The sequence below is a fragment of the Dactylosporangium aurantiacum genome (assembly GCF_000716715.1).
Taxonomy (GTDB): Bacteria; Actinomycetota; Actinomycetes; order Mycobacteriales; family Micromonosporaceae; genus Dactylosporangium; species Dactylosporangium aurantiacum.
The window spans coordinates 386,180-405,576 of record NZ_JNYJ01000007.1 but is presented as its reverse complement, the minus strand read 5'-3'; the positions used below and the strand labels follow the sequence as shown (position 1 = coordinate 405,576).

13 protein-coding genes and 1 pseudogene are annotated in these 19,397 nt (G+C 73.6%); 5 read left to right on the top strand and 9 right to left on the bottom strand.

The window, feature by feature from the left end; all coding sequences use genetic code 11:
- Positions 1-39 precede the first annotated feature (39 nt).
- Positions 40-1,155, bottom strand: a complete 1,116-nt coding sequence (locus tag OP18_RS52230) for a hypothetical protein (RefSeq protein WP_052386490.1) — start codon at positions 1,153-1,155, stop codon at positions 40-42.
- Positions 1,156-1,293: 138 nt separating this feature from the next.
- On the opposite strand from OP18_RS52230, the gene OP18_RS10535 reads away from it, so the two are divergent.
- On the top strand, positions 1,294-2,172 hold the full coding sequence (locus tag OP18_RS10535; protein WP_033358542.1) for a dienelactone hydrolase family protein: 879 nt from the start codon (positions 1,294-1,296) through the stop codon (positions 2,170-2,172).
- On the opposite strand, the gene OP18_RS10530 is transcribed toward OP18_RS10535, so the two are convergent.
- From OP18_RS10530 to OP18_RS10515, 4 genes are all read right to left on the bottom strand, one after another.
- Positions 2,165-4,435 carry a TerD family protein gene (locus OP18_RS10530; protein ID WP_033358541.1) on the bottom strand — a complete coding sequence of 757 codons (2,271 nt, stop codon included), beginning with the start codon at positions 4,433-4,435 and terminating at the stop codon, positions 2,165-2,167. The genes OP18_RS10535 and OP18_RS10530 overlap by 8 nt on opposite strands.
- Positions 4,436-4,602: 167 nt before the next feature.
- Positions 4,603-5,421, bottom strand: a complete 819-nt coding sequence (locus OP18_RS10525; protein WP_033358540.1) for a MerR family transcriptional regulator — start codon at positions 5,419-5,421, stop codon at positions 4,603-4,605.
- A 70-nt stretch (positions 5,422-5,491) separates the two neighbouring features.
- Positions 5,492-6,184 (bottom strand): response regulator transcription factor, encoded by a 693-nt coding sequence (locus OP18_RS10520; RefSeq protein WP_033358539.1) that lies wholly within the window; start codon positions 6,182-6,184, stop codon positions 5,492-5,494.
- Positions 6,181-7,050 carry a sensor histidine kinase gene (locus tag OP18_RS10515; protein ID WP_081970635.1) on the bottom strand — a complete coding sequence of 290 codons (870 nt, stop codon included), beginning with the start codon at positions 7,048-7,050 and terminating at the stop codon, positions 6,181-6,183. Before OP18_RS10515 ends, OP18_RS10520 begins: the two co-directional genes overlap by 4 nt.
- Before the next feature lie 99 nt (positions 7,051-7,149).
- On the opposite strand from OP18_RS10515, the gene OP18_RS10510 reads away from it, so the two are divergent.
- The 3 genes from OP18_RS10510 to OP18_RS10500 all read left to right on the top strand — a co-directional run bounded on the left by OP18_RS10510 (position 7,150) and on the right by OP18_RS10500 (position 11,780).
- Positions 7,150-7,851 (top strand): ABC transporter ATP-binding protein, encoded by a 702-nt coding sequence (locus OP18_RS10510; RefSeq protein WP_033358538.1) that lies wholly within the window; start codon positions 7,150-7,152, stop codon positions 7,849-7,851.
- Positions 7,852-8,228: 377 nt separating this feature from the next.
- Entirely contained in the window at positions 8,229-10,547 is a 2,319-nt protein-coding gene (locus OP18_RS10505; RefSeq protein ID WP_033358537.1) for an ABC transporter permease, read from the top strand.
- A gap of 96 nt (positions 10,548-10,643) precedes the next feature.
- Positions 10,644-11,780: an NAD(P)/FAD-dependent oxidoreductase gene (locus OP18_RS10500; protein WP_033358536.1), complete on the top strand. Its 1,137-nt coding sequence runs from the start codon at positions 10,644-10,646 to the stop codon at positions 11,778-11,780.
- Between the two features lie 127 nt (positions 11,781-11,907).
- Here OP18_RS10500 and sigJ read toward each other — a convergent pair.
- Positions 11,908-12,765 (bottom strand): annotated as a pseudogene (sigJ, locus tag OP18_RS10495) (RNA polymerase sigma factor SigJ); the annotation flags it as partial.
- 118 nt (positions 12,766-12,883) lie between these two features.
- On the opposite strand from sigJ, the gene OP18_RS10490 reads away from it, so the two are divergent.
- On the top strand, positions 12,884-13,345 hold the full coding sequence (locus tag OP18_RS10490) for an SRPBCC family protein (protein WP_211273487.1): 462 nt from the start codon (positions 12,884-12,886) through the stop codon (positions 13,343-13,345).
- Between the two features lie 410 nt (positions 13,346-13,755).
- On the opposite strand, the gene OP18_RS10485 is transcribed toward OP18_RS10490, so the two are convergent.
- From OP18_RS10485 to OP18_RS10475, 3 genes are all read right to left on the bottom strand, one after another.
- Positions 13,756-15,660 carry an RICIN domain-containing protein gene (locus tag OP18_RS10485; RefSeq protein WP_052386488.1) on the bottom strand — a complete coding sequence of 635 codons (1,905 nt, stop codon included), beginning with the start codon at positions 15,658-15,660 and terminating at the stop codon, positions 13,756-13,758.
- 72 nt (positions 15,661-15,732) lie between these two features.
- Positions 15,733-17,655: a discoidin domain-containing protein gene (locus tag OP18_RS10480; RefSeq protein WP_033358535.1), complete on the bottom strand. Its 1,923-nt coding sequence runs from the start codon at positions 17,653-17,655 to the stop codon at positions 15,733-15,735.
- Between the two features lie 564 nt (positions 17,656-18,219).
- Complete coding sequence (locus OP18_RS10475; protein ID WP_052386487.1) at positions 18,220-19,293, bottom strand: hypothetical protein; 1,074 nt, start codon at positions 19,291-19,293, stop codon at positions 18,220-18,222.
- Positions 19,294-19,397 lie beyond the last annotated feature (104 nt).

Sequence of the window (19,397 nt, the reverse complement as noted above, 5' to 3'; positions counted from 1 at the left end):
GGTTTCGACGAGGGTCGCGCCGGTCGATGGACGGGCGGGTCAGCGGTCGCGCAGGCGGTCGATGAACGAGCGGGGCGCCTGGCGCTGCTTGACGGCCGGGCGCACCGGCGCCGGCGTGATCAGGCCGCGGGTGCGCAGCTCCGCCCAGATCCACGGCGGGCACAGCCCCCGGTAGCCGCGGAACCGCTCCAGCGGTACCCGGGTCGGCCGCAGCCGCAGCCAGCTCTCCTTGCTCAGCACGCCCCGGCAGCGTTCCAGCGGCAGCGGCAGGTACCCGTCGTCGCGCGACCTGTCCTGGCTGGTGATCTGCAGTACCTCGGCGGTGTCGCCGTCGGCGCCGATCACCAGGACCGGGCGGTCCTTGCCCTCCTCCTCGTCGTCCTCGAAGGCCACGAAGGCGTTCCAGACCTCGTGGGCGGCGGGCACCCGGACGGCCCGCTCGCGGGTCGCGGTCCGCGGCGCGCCGCGCAGCAGGTCCGGCCGGACCTGGCGGAGCACCGCGAGGGTGAGGACCGCCGCGGCGAGGATCAGCAGCGGCAGCACCAGCAGCATGATCGCCACGGTGGTGGTGGAGGCGGTGCCCGGGTCCCCGGCGACCGGGACGTCGTTGGCGGCCGCCCACGCCCCGACCAGGGCGACGGCGGCGAGGGTGACGCCGGCCCGCACGTACAGGTGGACGAAGCCCTCGACGGCGGCGAACTGCCACACCGCGACGCACACCACCAGCGCCCCGAGCGTGACGGCGCCGCCGGTCCAGAAGTGGAACACGCGGAACCCGATCGCGTAGGCCGCGCACTTGGCGAGGGTGCAGCCGGCGAGCAGCACCCCCGCACGGATCAGCGCCCGCCCCGCGGAGTTGCCGCCGGGTGTACGGAAGCGGTGGCCGAGCACGAGCGCCACGACCGGCGCGGCGACCAGCCCGGGCCAGATCGCGCCCGCCCGGCTGTGCCCGAGCAGCACGTCCGCGGGCAGGCCGAGCACCGCCGCACCGCCGAACCAGGCGGCGACCACGATCGGCAGCAGCGCCCACCCCTGCGGGGTGAGCAGCAGCGCCCGGGACTCCCACGCCAGGACCCCCACCAGCGTGCACCCGATCGCCGCGGCGATGACCAGCAGCGCCCCGTTGCCGTCGAGCACCCCGGCCGCCAGATCCATGCACGTCCCTTCCCCGACACGGTCGGCATCAGCGTCCCACAGCCGGTCCGGTCGCGACCATGACCCCGCGGCGGGTGGGGCTGGGCTGATCGGCGGTCCGGGGGCCGGGGCCGGCGATACAGTCGGGCGGTGCCGGGCATGAACGAATACCTGACCTCAGAGGTCGTCGTGGACTACGCCGACGGCCTGATCAGCCGCCGGGAGGCGCTGCGGCGGCTGACGATGCTCGGGGTGAGCCTCGCGGTGGCCGCGACGATGCTGGCCGCCTGCGCGTCGCCGGGAGGCTCGACGCCGACGCCTGCGGGCTCGGGCTCCGGACCGGCCGGGCCCGCGCCGCTGCCGACGGAGGCGGTCACGTTCCCCGGCCCGCGCGGGATCCTGCAGGGCGCCTGGGCGGCGGCGGCCGACCCGCGCGGCTCGGTCCTGGTGATCCACGAGAACCGGGGCCTCACCGACCACATCCGCTCCGTCGCGGGGCGGCTCGCCGCGAGCGGCTACTCGGCCCTCGCCGTCGACCTGCTCTCCGAGGAGGGCGGCACCGCCACGTTCACCGACCCGGCCCGGGCCACCGCGGCGCTGAGCGCGGCGGCACCCACCCGGTTCGTCCCCGACCTGCGGGCCGGCCTCGACGAGCTGCTGCGTCGCGTACCGGCGAAATCTCCCGCGGCCATGGGATTCTGCTTCGGCGGCGGCATGGTCTGGCAGCTCCTCGCCGCCGGCGAGCCCCGCCTGCGCGCGGCCGTCCCGTTCTACGGCCCCCTGCCCGACCACGCCGACCTGTCAGGCTCGAAGCCCGCCGCCGTCCTCGGCATCTACGCCGAGGACGACGCCCGCGTCAACGCCAGCCGCGACGCGGCCCGGGCCGCCCTGGAGCAGGCCGGCCTGAAGCACGAGATCGTCACGTTCCCCGGTGTCAACCACGCCTTCTTCAACGACACCGGCCAGCGCTACGCCCCGGCCGCCGCGGCCCAGGCGTACCAGCGCGTGCTGGACTGGTTCGCCGCCAACCTCAGCTGACGGCCTCCTCGTCGTCGAGCGCGGCGGCCTCCGACACGGTCTCGTCCGACAACTGCGGCGCCGGCGCCGGCCAGGGCTTGATGCCCTGCACGACGGTGCCGTAGAAGACCTCGAGCGCGGTGAGCACGCTCGGCACGAACGCGCCCTTCAGACCCGAGCGGCGGGCGCCCATCGGCGTGCTCCGGCTGAGCTTGAACGTCGTGATGTCCAACGCGCGGTCAGCGATGAGGGTCGCGTTCTTGGCGCGGACGTCGCTGAGCCGCTCGCAGGTGGTGTCGCTGCGACCGGCGAAGCCGACCTCGACCGACACCTCCCCCGGCGCCTTGTCGAGCTGCCGCAGCAACCACGACACGCGCCGCTGGGCGCTGCCCTCCCCCGGCGCGGCGACCTGCGTGGACACCCGGATCTGCCGGACCTGCAGGTCGGCGGCGACCGTGACCAGGCCGGCGGCGCCCGGGATCCGCAGCGTCGCCTCGAGCACCCCGTCGACGGCGAGCCTCGACACGACGGCGGCCCGGCGGGCGGCGGGATCGAGGGCAAGCTTGCGCGGCAGCGTGTTGGTGACGGTGACACCGAGCTCGGCGGTGAGATGTAGGCACAGGTAGCGCACCAGCTGCAGCCACGCGTCGGCGATCGCCGGGACCTTGCGGTCGCCCGGGCGCAGCGTGCGGGCGAACGCGGCGTCCCGGACGGTGGCCCAGGACGGACCCATGTCGTCGAAGCCGGACGCCCCGGAGCGCGGGTGCTCCAGGTAGCGGATGAACTCCGCGAGGATCCACGCCTGCATGGGGGTTTCGACGCCGCGGTGGGTGAGCACCATCCGCGCTTCCTGCAGGACCTCGGCCCACGACAGGTGCAGCAGGGGCAGTGACCGCAGCTTGCGTTTGTCCACGTCGATGGGGTGCTCACCGGCGCCCGGTGCGATCTCGTTGGACAGGGTGACCACGGCGTCGTACCGGCGCGCGCGGGCCAGGTCGAGGTACTTCTCCACCTGGTCGCGACGCAGCGGGGTGGTGCCGGTCTTGACCTCCAGCAGCGCCGTCCACTGCCGGCTGCCCCGCGCGACCCGGATCGCGCCGTCCGGGATGACGGTCCGTTCGCCGAGCTTGAAGTGCACCTCGGCGAACGTCTCGACGGCGCCCGCGGGCGCACCGAGCCGGGCGACGATGCCGCGTGCGAACGGCCGCACCGCGTACATGGTCGCCAGCAGCGCCGACGTCGCGCGCTTCTCCTGCTCCTCGGACGCCCCGACACCGGCGACGGAGAACAGCCGGGCCGCCTGCCAGCCCGGTTCGGCCAGGGCCGGCACCGGCGGCATCACCCGGGTCACCTTCGGCTGGCGGGTCCGGACGTTCTTGGACCGCGCGGTGGCGGACGCGACGGCCGGCGTCCCGGGATCCACCGGCAGCGGACCGGCGTCGGGGGAAGGCGTTTCGAGGTCGGCAGCGGCCGGATCGGCGGCGAACGGCGCATCGCCGGGCGACGCGTCCGGGGACGACTCGTCCAGCACTGATACCGCGCCGTCCGCCGTCTCCGGCTCGTCGAGCACCGACGTGGTCTCGTCCAGCACCGATACCGCGCCGTCCGCCGTCTCCGGCTCGTCGAGCACCGACGTGGTCTCGTCCAGCGCCGTGGCGTCGTCCGCCGTCGCCGGCTCCTCGGCGGGCGGGGCCGCCTCGGCCTGCGTCGGCTCGGCCTGCGTCGGCTCGGCCTCCTGTGGCGCCGCTGAGTCGTCGTCGATCGTGACGCCGAAGTCGGTGGCGAGGCCGGCCAGTCCGCTGTCCCACCCCTGGCCGACGGCGCGGAGCTTCCAGATCCCGTTGCGCCGGTACACCTCGCCGAACACGAACGCGGTCTCGACGGTGGCATCGGTGATGTCGTACCGGACGATCGGTGCGCCGTCATCGAGGGCGACGAGGTGCAGACCGCTGAGATCGCCGAAGGAGCCGCGATCCAGGCTGGCCGCGATGACGATCGCGTCGACGTCCTCCGGCACCGATTCGAAATCGATCGCGATGCGCTCTTCGACGCCGTTCTCGGTGACACTGGCACCGAGGTGCCGCACCGATCCTTCCGCCGAGGTGGGCTGGTTGTAGAAGACGAAGTCGGCGTCGGAACGGACTTTGCCGCCGGCCAGCAACAATGCAGACGCGTCGATAGCCCGGTCACCGGATGAATCGAGCCAACCAACGACTATCTGCAAGCCACCTGCCTCGGCGGGGAGTTCGATATTCGCGCCTTTGCTGATTTTCCGGACCTCCATCCGGGCATTATTGAGCAATGCCTATCACGACGACACCGTGCCCGAGCAATCATCGCTGAAAAGATCGACCATCGACCCGATCCGACAATGTGCCGCGCCGATGAGACAGGTGCGGATGGATGGACCGCCGGGTGCCCGCCACGAACTCATGACGGGCACGGGGACGGTCAGTCGAGCGGGAATGCGATGTCGCAGACCTCGTCGGTGGGGGCGGCGTTGACGAAGTCGGCGAAGTACACCTCGCGGGGTGAGGAGCTGACCGGCAGGCCCTGGGCGGCGACCCACTGGGCGACGGCGTCGAAGGCGGACAGGATCTGCGGGTAGGCGACCTGCGCCTTGATGATGCGGGTGTACGCCTCGCGGTGGGCGGGCTCCACGCGCAGCGCGCCGGTGACGGGGCCGGACGGGGTGACGGGGAGGCAGATCTCGACGGGGCCGTCGCTGTCCTCGTTGACCTCGCCGTGGTAGATGATGAAGCAGGGGCCGGTCATGCCGTCGCCGTGGCCGGTGGCGGCCCGCAGCAGGCGGCCGGTCGCCTCGTCGATCCAGGTCTGCAGCTCCTGGACCCGCACGTGCCGCTGTTCGGTGAGCACGGTCTGTTCGGGCACGTCGCGGACGTGGACGTCGTACATGGTGAGATCCTCCGGATCGTCGAGCAGCCGGCGGCGCAGGTGGGTGACGAGCTCGCGGCGCATGGCCGTGGCGTGCTCCTGGGCGGACCAGTACCCGGCGATGAGGTCGGCCCGCGTCCTCGGGTCGCCGGCCGCGACGATCGCGGCGACGGTGGCCAGGGGCATGTCGAGGCGGCGCAGCCTGGCGATCAGCCGGGCCGTCCCCAGCTGCTCCTCGCGGTACCAGCGGTAGCCGTTGTGCCCGTCGACGGCGGCCGGCAGGAGCAGGCCCTGCCGTTCGTACAGCCGCAACGCCTTCGGTGACAGCCACGACCGCCGCGCGAACACCCCGATGCTCAGCAGGTCCTCGTCCACCCGCGCTCCTTTCCGGTCCGGGCCGGTCGGCCCGTCGGGTTCCACGTTCGGCGTTGCCCGAGGGGCAAGGTCAAGCCTGGCCCGGCCGGACCAGGCCGGTCTCGTAGGCGACGACGACCGCCTGGGCCCGGTCGCGCAGCGCCAGCTTCGCGAAGATCCGGGCGACGTGGGTCTTCACGGTGGCCTCGCTCAGGAAGAGGGCCGCGGCGAGCTCGGCGTTGGACATGCCGCGGCCCACGAGCGTGAGGACCTCCCGCTCGCGCGGCGTCAGCGGGGCGAGGGCCCCGCCGGGGTCGGCCGCGGACGGCCCGGCCGGCCGTGCCTCGTCCTGGGTGGCGAACCGCTCGACGAGCCGGCGGGTGATGGACGGGGCGAGCAGCGCGTCGCCGGTGCCGACGAGGCGGACGGCGCCGGCGAGGTGGTCGGCGGTCACGTCCTTGAGCAGGAAGCCGCTGGCACCGAGGCGCAGCGCGGCGTACACGTAACGGTCCAGGTCGAACGTGGTCAGCATCAGGACCCGGCAGGTGGGCAGCAGCTCCAGGATCCGGCGGGTCGCCTCCAGGCCGTCCATGACCGGCATGCGGATGTCCATGAGCACCACCTCCGGGCGCAGCTCGGTCGCGGCCCGCACCGCCTCGGCGCCGTCACCGGCCTCGCCGACCACGTCGATGCCGCGGGCGGTCAGGATGAGCCGGAACCCGGTGCGGATCAGCTCCTGGTCGTCGACGACGAGGACCCTCGGCGAGGGCGCGGCGGCGGTCACGGCGGGTCCAGTGGGATGCGGGCGCGCACACGGTAGCCGCCGCCGAGGCGCCGCCGGGCGTCGAGGTCGCCGCCGTAGACGGCGACGCGGGCCCGCAGGCCGGTCAGGCCGCGGCCGGTGGTGGCGGCCGGTGGTCTCGCGGGTGGGCCGGCCTTGAGCACGCTCGGCCCGGTGTTGAGCACCTCGACGCGCAGGGAGCGTTCGGCGTAGCGGACCGTCACCTCGACCAGGCCGCCGTCGCCGTGCTTCAGGGCGTTGGTCAGGGCCTCCTGGACGATCCGGTACGCGGTCAGGTCCACCCCGGCCGGCAGCGGCCGCGGCTCGCCGGAGACCCTGACCTCGACCGGCAGCCCGGCGAACGCGACCCGGTCCACCAGCGCCGACAGCCGGCGCAGGCCGGGCTGCGGCTCCAGGTCCACGTCCCCGTCGTCGGGGCCGGCGTCGGGGCCGGCGGCGTCGGGGGCGAGCAGGCCGAGCAGGTGCCGCAGCTCGGTGAGGGAGGTGCGGCCCGCGTCCTGCACGGCCTCCAGCGCGGTGGCCGCCTCCGCGGGCATCGTGGTCAGCACCTCACGGGCGGCGGACGCCTGCACGACCATGACGCTGACCGTGTGGCTGACGATGTCGTGCAGCTCCCGGGCGATCCTGGCGCGCTCCTCGTCGACCGCCGCGCGCGCCGCCACCTCCCGCTCCCGCTGCAGCAGCCAGCCGCGCTCGCCGAGCGCCCGCGCGTGCCGCCGCCGGGCGCGCACCAGCGCCGCGCCGAGCCCGGCGGCGACGGCGCACGCGCACAGCAGCGCGAGGGCGAGCCAGGTCGCGGCGGAGATCCACACCGGCACACCTTCGCAGACGCGGCCCCGGTGCCGCATCTGTCCGCTGATGTACGACCACAGGATGACCCCACGCACGCGCCGGATGCATCCGTGGAAGGACGCGCCGACCACGTGACCAGCTCTAGGTTCTGGAGCATGAGTGAAGACGGGGCGCGGGTGGTCGTGCGGCTCGACGGGGTCCGCAAGGAGTATGGCGACACCACGGCGCTGGACGGGGTGTCGCTGGAGATCCGGGCGGGCGAGGCCGTCGCCGTGATGGGCCCGTCCGGCTGCGGCAAGTCCACGCTGCTGAACATGATCGCCGGGCTGGACCGGCCGAGCGACGGCAGTGTCGTGGTGCACGACGAGGACCTCGGGCGGCTCACCGAGACGGGCCTGGCGCTGTTCCGCCGCAAGCGGATCGGCATGATCTTCCAGTTCTTCAACCTGCTGGACGACCTGCCGGCGCTGGAGAACGTGGCGCTCGCCGCCCAGCTCACCGGCGTCTCCGCCGGTCAGGCCCGGCGCCGCGCCCTGGAGCTGCTCGACGAGCTCGGCATCGCCGACCGGCGCAACGCCTACCCGGCGGTGCTCAGCGGCGGCGAGCGGCAGCGGGTCGCGGTGGCCCGCGCGCTGATGAACCGTCCGGCGCTGCTGCTGGCCGACGAGCCCACGGGCGCGCTGGACAGCCACGCCGGCGAGCAGGTGATGGACCTGCTGCTCGACCTCAACCAGATCGGCCAGACGCTGCTGCTGGTCACCCACGACGAGCGGATGGCGCAGCGCTGCGCGAGCCGGGTGGTGTCGCTCGCCGACGGCCGGGTCGCCGGCGAGCGCAGCCTGGAGCGCACCCTGTGAGCGGCCAGCGGAGCGGCTCGGGCCGCGAACCTTTGGCTCAGTCATGGCTCGCGGCGGCGCCGCAGCGCAGCGGAGGTGACGACGTGAGCGGCCAGCGCAGCGGCTCGGGCCGCGAACCATCGGCTCAGGTGTGGCTCGCGGCGGCACCGCAGCGGCCAGCGCAGCGGCTCGGGCCGCGAACCATCGGCTCAGGTGTGGCTCACGGCGGTACCGCAGCGCAGCGGAGGTGACGACGTGAGCGGCCAGCGGAGCGGCTCGGGCCGCGAACCATCGGCTCAGGTGTGGCTCACGGCGGCACCGCAGCGCAGCGGCTCGGGCCGCGAACCATGGCTCAGTGACGGCGCGCGGCGGCGCGGGAGCGCAGCGGAGGTGACGGCGTGAGCGCGGTGTGGCGGGCGGCCCGGGCCGCGGTGCGCCGGCGCCGGCTGCAGACCGTCGTCATCGGGATCGTCGTGCTGTTCTCGACCGCCACGATCGTGGTCGCGCTGCGGCTGCTGGACGCGTCGTCGGCGCCGTTCGAGCGGGTCTTCGACGAGCAGGCGGGCGCGCACGTCACCGCGGTCTACGAGCCGGGCACCGCCGGATCCGCGGCGCCGGCCGGGGCGGTGGCGGTGGCCGGGCCGTTCGCGCAGGTGGTGCTGGCCGCGCCGCAGGACACCGGGATGCTGTACCTGCCGGGCACGCTCACCGTCGTCGGGCGGGCCGACCCCGCCGGGCCGGTCGACCGGGTCGACGTGTGGGACGGGCGCTGGGCGACCGCGCCGGGCGAGATCGTCGTGGCGGACCTGCCGCCGGCCCCGGGCTACCACCCGCCGTCGCAGGTCGGCACCGTCGTCCAGCTGCGCGGCGCGCCCCCGCTGACGGTCGTGGGGCTGGCGTACAGCGTCAGCCGGACCGCCGACGCGTGGGTCGCCCCGGCACAGCTGGCGCAGCTCGGCCCGACCGCCGAGCAGGTGCTGTACCGGCTGCCCGGCGAGCCGTCCGAGGCGGCCGTCGACGGGTTCACCGCCGCGCTGCCGGCCGGTGGGCTGCTGGCGACCCAGTCGTACCAGGTGATCAAGGAGGCGGTCGCGGCGGGTCCGGGCGCCTACGTGCCGTTCCTGGTGGTGTTCGGGATTCTCGGGCTGCTCGTCGCGGTCCTGGTCGTGGCGAACGTGGTCAGCGGGGCGGTCGTGTCCGGGTACCGGCACATCGGCGTGCTCAAGGCGATCGGGTTCACCCCGGCGCAGGTCGTCGCGGTGTACCTGACGATGGTGTCGGTCCCGGCGGTGGCCGGCAGCCTGCTGGGCGCCGCGGCCGGCGAGGTCACCGCGCGGCCGTTGCTGACCAACGCGTTCCTCGGGCTCGGCTTCAGCGGCGCCGTCGGCAGCGGGTGGGGCGTGCAGCTCACCGCGACCCTCGGGGTCCTGGCCGTGGTGCTGCTCGCCGCGCTGCTGCCGGCGCTGCGGGCCCGCCGGCTGCCGGCCGCGGAGGCGATCAGCGCCGGCAGCGCCCCGCGCTCGGGGCGAGGGCTGCGGGTGCAGCGGTGGCTCAGCGGTGCCCGGTTGCCGCGGTCGGTGAGCCTGGGGCTGGGGCTGCCCTTCGCCCGACCCGCCCGCACCGCTCTGACCGTCGCCGCGGTCGTGCTCGGCGTGACGACGGTGACGTTCGCGAGCGGGCTCGCCACGACCGTCGCCCGGTTCTCCGAGATCGCCGACCGGGTCGAGACGGCGCCGGTGGCCGTGCGGCCGCTGAACCCCAGCTTCGGCCAGGGGCAGTCGGGCCGCTCCGACGAGGAGGTCGAGCGGCTCCTGCGGTCGCTGCCCGGCACCCGGTACGTGACCGCCGAGCTCGCCCTGGAGATTCCCGTCGTCGGGCAGACCCAGGCGATCACCGTGCTCTTCCTGCGGGGCGACCGCGACCGCGTGGGGCTCAAGGAGGCGATCGTCGCGGGCCGGTGGATGCGGGCGCCGGGCGAGGTGGTGGTGCCGTCGACGCTGCTGCACGAGCGGGGGCTGGCCGTCGGTGACCGGCTCACCCTGGAGGCCGGCGGCGGGCGGCGGGCCGAGGTGACGGTCGTCGGCGAGACCATGAGCGGCGGGGTGGGCGGCGCGCACCTGCTCACCGGCTGGGAGACCCTGGAGCGGTTGCGGCCGGAGCGGCCGGTCGGCAACCACGAGGTCCTGTACGAGGTCGCGCTGACCCCGGGCACCGCGATCCCCGCGTACCTCGCGTCGGTGCGCGCCGCCGACCCCGGCCTCAACGCGTGGGACAACTCGGGCCGCAACCCGTTCACGGTCACGATGATCGCGCTGTCCGGCGCGCTGTCGCTGATGCTCGGCACGGTCGCCGCGCTGAGCGTGCTCAACACGGTCCTGCTCAACGTCCGGGAGCGCCGCCGCGACCTCGGCATGCTCAAGTCGATCGGGATGACCCCACGGCAGGTCGTGGTGATGACGGTGACGTCGATGGCCGGGCTCGGGCTCGCCGGCGGGCTCGTCGGCGTCCCGGCGGGGGTGCTCGCCCACCGGTTCGTGGTGCCGCTCGCGACGAGCGCGGCGAGGGTGGACGTACCGCTGGCGCTGCTGCACGTGTGGCAGCCGTGGACGCTGCTGGCCCTGGCCGTCACGGGTGCCGTGATCGCGGTCCTCGGGGCGCTCGTCCCGGCCCGGGCGGCCGCCCGGCTCACCATCGCCGAGGTGCTGCACACCGAGTGACCGGCGTCACCGCCCGCGCGGCTCACGGACCGGCGCGCCGCCCCGTCCTGGTGGCGAGCGCGCCGGGACCCGGCGCCCAGCGGGAAGGAGCCGGCCATGCACCGGATCGTCGTCCTCGGAGCCGGGTACACCGGCATGATCGCCGCCATCCGGGTGGCCCGCCGCACCCGGCGGCTCGGCACGCGGGTGACCCTGGTCAACCCGTCGGACCGGTTCACCGAGCGGCTGCGGATGCACCAGTGCGCCACTGGGCAGCCGCTGCCCACCCGGAGCATCCCGGAGCTGTTGCGCGGCACCGGCGTCGGGTTCGTGCGGGCGCACGCCGAGCGGATCGACACCGCGCGCCGCGAGGTGGTGGCCGGCGGGCGGGTGATCGGCTACGACACGCTCGTGTACGCCGTCGGCAGCGTCGCCGAGACCGTGTCGGTGCCGGGGGCCGGGGCACACGCGTACACCTTGGACGGCATCGACGCGGCGGGACGGCTGGCGGCGCTGCTGGGCGCGCGACCGGACGCCACGGTCGCCGTCGTCGGCGGCGGGCTGACCGGCGTGGAGGCCGCCGCCGAGCTCGCCGAGCGGCACCCGGCCGCGCGCGTGCTGCTGCTCACCCGCGACGCGCCCGGGCCGCTGATGACGCCGCGCGCCCGGGCCCGCCTCGACCGGGCACTGGCCGGGCTCGGCGTGCGGGTCCGCGCGGGCGTCGAGGTGACCCGGGTGCTCGCCGACGGCGTCGAGCTCGCCGGCGGGGAGCGGGTCGCCGCCGACGCGACGTTGTGGACCACCGGGTTCACCGCGTCACCCCTCGCCGCCGAGGCGGGGCTGGCCGTCGACGGGCACGGCCGGGTCGTCGTCGACGCGACGCTGCGGTCCGTGTCGCACCCGGACGTCGTGGCGATCGGCGACGCGGCCGCGATCCGGCAGCCGTGGGGCATGATCCACGGCACCTGCCAGAGCGGCATCCCGAGCGGGGTGCACGCGGCCGACAGCATCGCGCGGGTCCTGGCCGGGCGGGCCGCGCGGCCGTTCCGGTTCGGCTACGTGCACCAGCCGGTGTCACTGGGCCGCCGGGACGCCGTCATCCAGTTCACGCACGCCGACGACAGCCCGCGGCGGTGGTTCCTCGCCGGGCGGGCGGCGGTGGTCTACAAGGAGCTCGTGACGCGCAGCCCGCTGCCGGCGTACCGGCTGTCGAAGCGGGTCACGGTGCCGGCGGCGATGCTGGGGTTCCGCTGAGCCGCTGCGGTGCCGGGCTCCCGCCGGGTTGCTCCGGCGCCGGGCTTCCGCCGGGCTGCTCCGGCGCCGGGCTCCCGCCGGGCTGCTCCGGCGCCGGGCTTCCTCCGCCGGGCTGCTCCGCTGCCGGGACTCCGCCGAGCTTCTCGGGGTTGGCGATGAGGTGGATCGCGCGGACCAGGCCGTCGACGAGGTGCAGGACGACGGCCGCGGACGGGACGCCCGCCGAGTCGACCACGATCGCCGGCCCGCCGTTGAGGTGCACGAGGCGGATGCCCGGCGCCTCCGGCAGCCGGCCGGCGAATGTGAGCAGCGCCCGGGCGACCAGCTCCAGCCCTTCGATCACCTTGCGCGGCGCGGGGGCCAGGCCGCCGCCGTCGCTGACCAGCTCCACGCCCGGCGCCAGCACGGCGAGCAGCTCGCGCAGGTCGCCGCCGGCGCAGGCGGCCAGGAACCGTTCGGTGACGGCGGTGCGGGTGGCGAGGTCCGTGTCGTACCGGACGCGGTGCGCCTCGACGTGGGCGCGCGCCCGCGCCGCGGTCTGACGGACCGAGGCCTCGCTGCGACCGACGAAGCCGGCGATCTCCGCGTGCGAGTAGCCGAACGCCTCCCGGAGCACGAACACGGCACGCTCCAGCGGCGACAGCGACTCCAGCACGAGCAGCATCGCCGTGGACACCGAGTCGTCGAGCGCGACCCGCTCCGCGACGTCGGGCGTGGTGAGCATCGGCTCGGGCAGCCACGGGCCGACGTACCGCTCCCGCCGGGCCTGGGCGCTGCGCAGCCGGTCGATGGCGAGGCGGGTGGTGACCCGTACCAGATACGCCTCGGGATCCTCGACGGTCGCCGGGTCGACGCCGCTCCACCGCAGCCAGGTGTCCTGCACCACGTCCTCGACGTCGCCGACCCGGCCCAGCACGCGGTACGCCACGGCGTTGAGCTTCTGCCGGTGCGCGTCGAAGATGTCGGCGGCGGTCACGCCGTCCACTGTCGCAGCCCCGGTTTTTGTCGGTGGGGGTGGTTAGGCTGGCGGCGTGGTTCGTTGGAGCGCGCCGCCCGCGGCGGTGCCTGGCGCGGCGGTGCGGGGGCGTGACAAGGTGAGCGCCGTGGAGGTCGTCGAGCGGGTCACGGTGGCGGTGGCGCCCGAGGTGGTGTTCCGGGCGGTGTCCGACGTGCGGCGGATGGCGAAGTGGAGCCCCGAGTGCTTCGCGACCTGGGTCGTCAGCCGGTCGGCCGGCGGGGTTCCGCGGCGGTTCGTGGGGTTCAACCGGCACCGGGCGTATGTCTGGTTCACCACGTGCCGGGTGGTCGTCGCCGAGCCGGGGGCCGAGTTCGCGTTCGACGTGACGACGTTCGGGTTGCCGGTGGCCAGGTGGGGGTTCCGGCTGGCGGCCGTCGACGGGGGCACCGGCGTCACGCAGTACTGGATCGACCGGCGCGTCAAGGGGTCGATGATCCTCGGGCGGATCTTCACGGGCAAGGTCGCCACGGAGCGGCCCGAGGCGAACCGGGAAGGGATGCGGGTCACGCTCGGCAGGTTGAAGCGGGAGCTGGAAGCCGCCGGATAGCGGCCCCGGAAGCCGACAAGCCCGAGAGCCGGCAGCCCGGCCACGAGGACCGGCAGCCCGGCCACGAGGACCGGCAGCCCGCCCACGAGGACCGGCAGCCCTCAACCGAGAACCGACCGCGAGAACCGACCGCGAGAACCGGCCGCCCGCACCGGCCGCCCGCACCGACCGCCCGCACCGACCGCCCGCACCGACCGCCCGCACCGAGGACGACAGCGACAGCGACAGCGACAGCGACAGCGACAGCGACAGCGACAGCGACAGCGACAGCGACAGCGACAGCGACAGCGACAGCGACAGCATGGAAGCCGGTGGCCGCGGCCTGGAAGCCGGACGGGCCGGGAGACGGCGGCCGCGGTCCCGGGACGCTCTTGGCGGCGAGGTCCCGGGACCGCGGGTCACGGCGGGGCTCAGCCCACGGCGACCAGGCGGAACGACTGCGCCGCGCCGCCGGTGCACGACCACTGCTGCAGCAGGGCGCCGTCGGCGGTGGAGACGTCACGGACGTCGAGGCACTTGCCGCTGTTGCGGGCGGTGAAGCGGAACGCGCCGCCGCTGAGGGAGGCCGGCAGCCACTGCTGGTTGGTGCCGCCGCCGTACGCCCACAGGTGCACCTGCGCGCCGTCGGCGGTGGCGCCGGCGCCGCCGTTGACGTCCCAGCCGAGGTTGGCGGCGTAGCGGTTGACGACCTGGTAGTAGCCGCCGCTGGTGGGGCGGAACTGCCACTGCTGGTTGGTCGCGCCCGCGGCGCCGCAGGTCCACTGCTGCAGGGCGGTGCCGTTGGCGGTGCCCCAGCCGGTGTCGTCGAGGCACTTGCCGCTGTTGGTGTTGACCACCTGGTACCACCGGGAGGGGTCGATGGAGGTCGCCGGCGGCTGGGAGGTCGGGGTGACGGCGCCGCCCGGCCAGGTGAAGGTGGCCATGGAGCCGGCGGGCAGGTTGTAGCCGAAGGACGAGCCGCCGTAGGAGACCTGGAAGTTCTGGGCGCCGCCGGAGTTCACCGCGACGAGCACGATCGAGCCGTCCGGGTTGCGGAAGGCGACGTTCTCGATGCCGCCCTGGCCGTAGCCGGTCGAGTCGATGCGGACCGCGCCGGGCTTGACGAACTTCGCGAGGTGGCCGAGCACGTAGTACTCGGCGTTGTACGTGACGCTGCCGCCGTTGACGGTGACCACGCCCATGCAGTTGGTGCAGCTGCCGATGACGGGGCCGTGCGACGGGTTGAGCGCCATGTTCCACAGCGTGACGGTCCTGGCCCAGTTGCGGGTGGCGCCGACCGCGAGGTTGCGGCCCTGCCACAGCAGCGAGTCGGCGAAGGTGTTGCCCGACTCGGTGCCGGAGCACTCGGTGAAGAAGACGTCCTTGTTCGGGTACGCGTTGCGCACGGTGCTCTGGCCGTCGGGCGCGCCGCCGTAGCAGTGCCACGCGGTGCCGGCGGTGTTGTTGCCGGTGGCGGCGAGCACCTGCTGCGGGAACGAGGTGTTGTCCCAGTTGTGGTCCCAGGCGAGGATCTTCGTGCCGAGGCCGGCGGCGGCGAGCTTCGGCGCGAGGTTGTTGATGATCGCGGCCTGCTGCGAGGCGGACATGAGCATGCCGGGGTAGCCGGGCGGGGAGAACTGCGGCTCGTTCTGGACGCTGAGGTACTGCACCGGCACGCCCGCCGCCTGGTACGCCTGCACCGACCGCACGAGGTAGTCGGCGAAGGTGGCCTCGTAGCTGGTGCTCAGCGAGCCGCCGACGAGGTTGTTGTTGGTCTTCATCCAGGCCGGCGCGCTCCACGGCACGACCATCGTGGACACCTGCGGGTTCAGCGAGCGTGCCTGCGTCAGCAGCGGCAGGATGTACGCCTGGTCGTGCGCGATCGAGAACCGGGACAGGCTCGGGTCGGCGGCGCCGTCGTCGTAGGTGTAGAAGTTCAGCGAGAAGTCCGACGCGCCGAGCGGCTGGCGCAGGAAGCTCAGGCCGATCCCGCTGGTGGGGCTGAACAGCGACGTCATGATGCTGTTGCGGGCCGAGGAGTTGTAGATCAGGTTCGCCGACGAGTCGGTGAACGACGCGCCGAAGCCCACCATCGACTGGTACGTGGTGTTCGGGTTGACGGTGATCGTCGAGCCGCTGCCGGCGGTGCCGAACGCGACGTCGGCCTTCTTCGTGAGCTGGTTGGCGCGGTCCGGCGTGGTGAGCCAGACGCTGGCGTTGGTGGCGGCGAGGGCGGGTGAGGCCTGGGTGACCACGAGCGCGGCGCCGGTGGCGAGCAGGCCCGCGGCGGCGCAGGTGGCGATGAGGCGTTTCCTGGTGACCGGGCGGTCGGTCATGAGGGGTTCCCTTCTGGGGGTGGTGAAGGGGCGGGGCTGGCGGGCCCCGCCCCTGCCGATGCACTGCCGGTGCTATGCGTAGAGGCGCAGGTCGGCCAGGCTCCACCAGCTGCCGCTGGTGCCGGTGTTCGTCACCCGCAGGTACCGCGCGCGGGCCTTGACGTCGACGTTGGTGAGCTGGCCGGTGCCGGTGCCGGACGCGAGCACGCGCCAGGAGGCGCCGTCGTCGCTGACGGACAACTGCCAGGCCCGTGCGTAGTCGCCGACGCTGCCGCCGCTGTCGATCGCGACCCGGCGGAAGCGGCGCTGCTCGCCGAGGTCGACCTGCAGGTACTGGCCGGGCTCCTGGGCCTGGCCGGCGGACCAGCGGGTCGAGGCGTCCTCGTCGACGGCGAGTTTCGCGTCCGGGTTCGCCGGCAGCGACGTGGCGGTGGCGCCGCGCAGCGGCAGCAGCCGCGGGCCGTCGTCGAGCACCCGGCTGCGGGGCCAGGTGAACGTGGCGAGGGAGCCGCCGGGCAGCGTGTAGTCGAAGGTGCGGCCGCCGGCGGCGACGGTGAACGTGCGCGGGTCGTCGTTCTCGTTGTGCACGACCAGTGCCGTGGAGCCGTCCGGGTTGCGGAAGGCGACGTCCATGATCTGGCCGTTCCAGCCGGTGGTGCCGAAGGAGGTGCTGGCGATGCGGACCGCGCCCGGCTTCACGAACCGCGACAGGTGCCCGATCGTGTAGTACTCGGCGTTGGTGGTGAACGTGCCGTCGGGCTGCACCGTGATCAACCCGGTGCAGGTGTCGCAGCCGCCGAGGTGCGGGCCGCCGGTCGCGTCGAGGGCGATGTTCCAGTTGACCACGGACTTCGCCCAGTTCCGGGTGGTCCCGATCGCGATGGTGCGGGCGTGCCACTTCAACGTGTCGCGGAAGAACTGCGCGGGCGGGTCGCTCGGGCCGTGCGACCCGGAGCACTCGGTGAACCAGATGCCCTTGGCCGGGAACGCGTCGTGCAGGGCGCTCTGCGCGGCCGGGTCGCCGTAGTAGCAGTGGTACGCGGTGCCGGCGAGCCACCTGCCGGCCGGCCCGGACAGCAGCTGGTACGGGTAGTCGGTCTCCGGGTCCTGCCCCGGCGGGACGTTGGCGACGTCGTTGGGGTGGGTGGCCCAGTTGTGGTCGTAGCCGATGATCTTCGTGCGGGGGCTGGCGATCCGCAGCAGCGGCCCGAGCGCCTCGATGACCTTGGTCTCCTGCGCGACCCGCATGGCGGTCGTCGGGTAGCCGTGCTCGCCGCCGTTCTGCGGCTCGTTCTGCACGGTGAGGTAGTCGACCGGCACGCCGTCGGCCGCGTACGCCAGGACGAACCGCACCAGGTAGCGCGCGTACGCCTGGTAGATCGCCGGGTCGTCGATGAGCGCGCCGCCGACGAGCGAGCCGTTGGTCTTCATCCAGGCCGGCGGGCTCCACGGCGTCGCCATGATCTTCAGCTGCGGGTTGAGCTGCTTCGCCCGGCGCAGCAGCGGCAGGACCCGCTCCTGGTCACGGGCGATGCTGAAGTGCCGCAGGGCGAAGTCCCGCTCCCCCGCCGGCACGTCGTCGAGCGAGTAGTGGCTGCCGGCGGCGGTGAAGTCCGACGAGCCGATCGGCTGGCGCAGGAAGCTGACGCCGTCGCCTTTCGCCGGGTCGAACAGGGCGCGCATGGCCTTGTCCCGTTCGGCCGGGCTCAGCCGGTACAGCACGGCGGCGGACGAGTCGGTGATCGACGCCCCGAACCCGTCCATGGTCTGGAACTCCCGGCTCGGGTCCACCGTGACGGTGACGTTCGGGTTGCCGGCGACCGGCCGGCCGAACGCGACCGGGGCCCGCTCGTGCATGAGCTCCGCGCCGTCGACGGTCGTCACCCACACCCGCGCCGCCGGGGCCGGCTCGCCCGCCCTCGCCTCCGTGAACCCCGTCAGCCCGACGGCGACGGCGGCACCCACCGCCGCCAGCCGCAACACCTGTCGCGTCATCGCGTCTCTCCCAGAGCTACGGATGTAACAAATGAAACATCAATGTAACGGAGCGGAGGACAGCACAGCATCGGCCCGCACCGATTGTCAAGACCGCTCAGCGGGCATGACGCTCCGGCCGCCGAGGTCTGAGCGGCAGTCCGGCGGCAGGGTGAAACACCGACGATGAAACACGCGTCGACCCGGCCGGAAGCAGGGCCCAGGGTCAACTTTCGAGTGACAAAGGTCGTGCAGCCGCGAATGTGACGGGCGTGAAATTTCCGAGCACCATTCACCTAACGCCACAGCCTGCGGCGCGCGCCTCCGGCGGTGCGATTGCCGTACGGCAAACGGTCCTGACCCGCGGCCGGGCAGCTTCAGCAGGTCCCCTACGATGATGCGCGGTCCAATGGCCACACGTATACATGCGCGTTTTACGGCACCGGAAGGAGGCATCGGCAATGCGGGTTGAGGGCGGCAGCGGAGGGAATTGATCCCCGCTCACCGACGACGCACGTCACAAAGTGGCCGCAAGATCTGCCCGGCGCGGATCAGGTGGCCCTTTGTATTTTCGGCGCACGCCGCCTATCTGCGCTCCGGCCACTTGAAGGCCAGACCGTAACTCTCTCTCGGCTGGCAGGCCACGTGGGTGAACGTGTGCTGGACATCATTACCGACGACGTCGACATACCGCCGGTCCTCGGGTGGCGGCGGGTCGTACCGTTCGATCTCGTTCAGTTCCGCGTACCACCAGACCGCCTCCGGCAGGCAGCCTTCGTCGAACCTGACGCGGATGGTCAGGCCGCTCACCGGAACTTTGCCGCCGTACAGCAGGTGACCGGGTGCGATTCCGTGGTGGTCGATGTCGACATCGATCCAGTACCGCTCCTCGGTGATGTTCTCGTCGATCACCTCGGAGGCGAAGTGCGCCTGCTCGCCCTTTCGCAGCGGGGCCGGGAACCACAGCCGGGTCACCGGCGGCCGGCCCGCCTGCCGCGGCTCGACGAACTCCGCGCGGCAGCCCCACAGTGCGCGGACCGGCACGTAGGTCAGGCGCGGCGTCTTCCCGGCGAACCCCCGTGCGGTGTAGTACGCGACGCCGTCCGCCTTGGCGGTCACGAGCCGTTCGGTGATCCGGCGGTAGACCGCACGACGGCGCATGAACACCGTGGTGACGAAGAGGTCGACGAAGACCGGCTGGGCACCCTTGGAGGGTTTGCGGAACACCGTGTCGGTGCCGTTGAGCTCGTCGAAGTAGCTCTGCCAGTCCTCGGGACGGCTGTCCTGGAACCGGTGCAGGTCCGAGGGATCCGGCCGGTACTGTCCCCAGTCGGCCGGTGCCGCCAGCTCGCCGAACCGGTCTTCGAGGTACCTGGCGAGGGCACGCACACCGCGCTTCCACGCCATCTCCATCGGCTGGGTCGAGGTCGGGTCGCCGAAGACGGTCTTGACGCTCCGCAGCTGCTTGAAGCGCTCGGTGAGCGACCCACCCCAGGGTCCGTGGATCTCCGCGTCGGGAAGGCGGAACGCGGCCTGCAGCGCGCGCCGCCGGCGCGACATCGCGGTCGGGCCGACGTCAGGGCTGTGCATTCCTTCGAGGATGAGCTGCCACAGCGCATGGGTGCGTTCCGCCGCGGTCCAGCCGTCGAGTCCGGCCACCGGTGCCGTCAGGGGCGCGAGACGTCTACCGGTGTCACTGTGCGGTCGTTCGATCGCGTGTCTGATGATCTCGGCGAGCACTCCGTGGCTCTGGATGCCGAGAT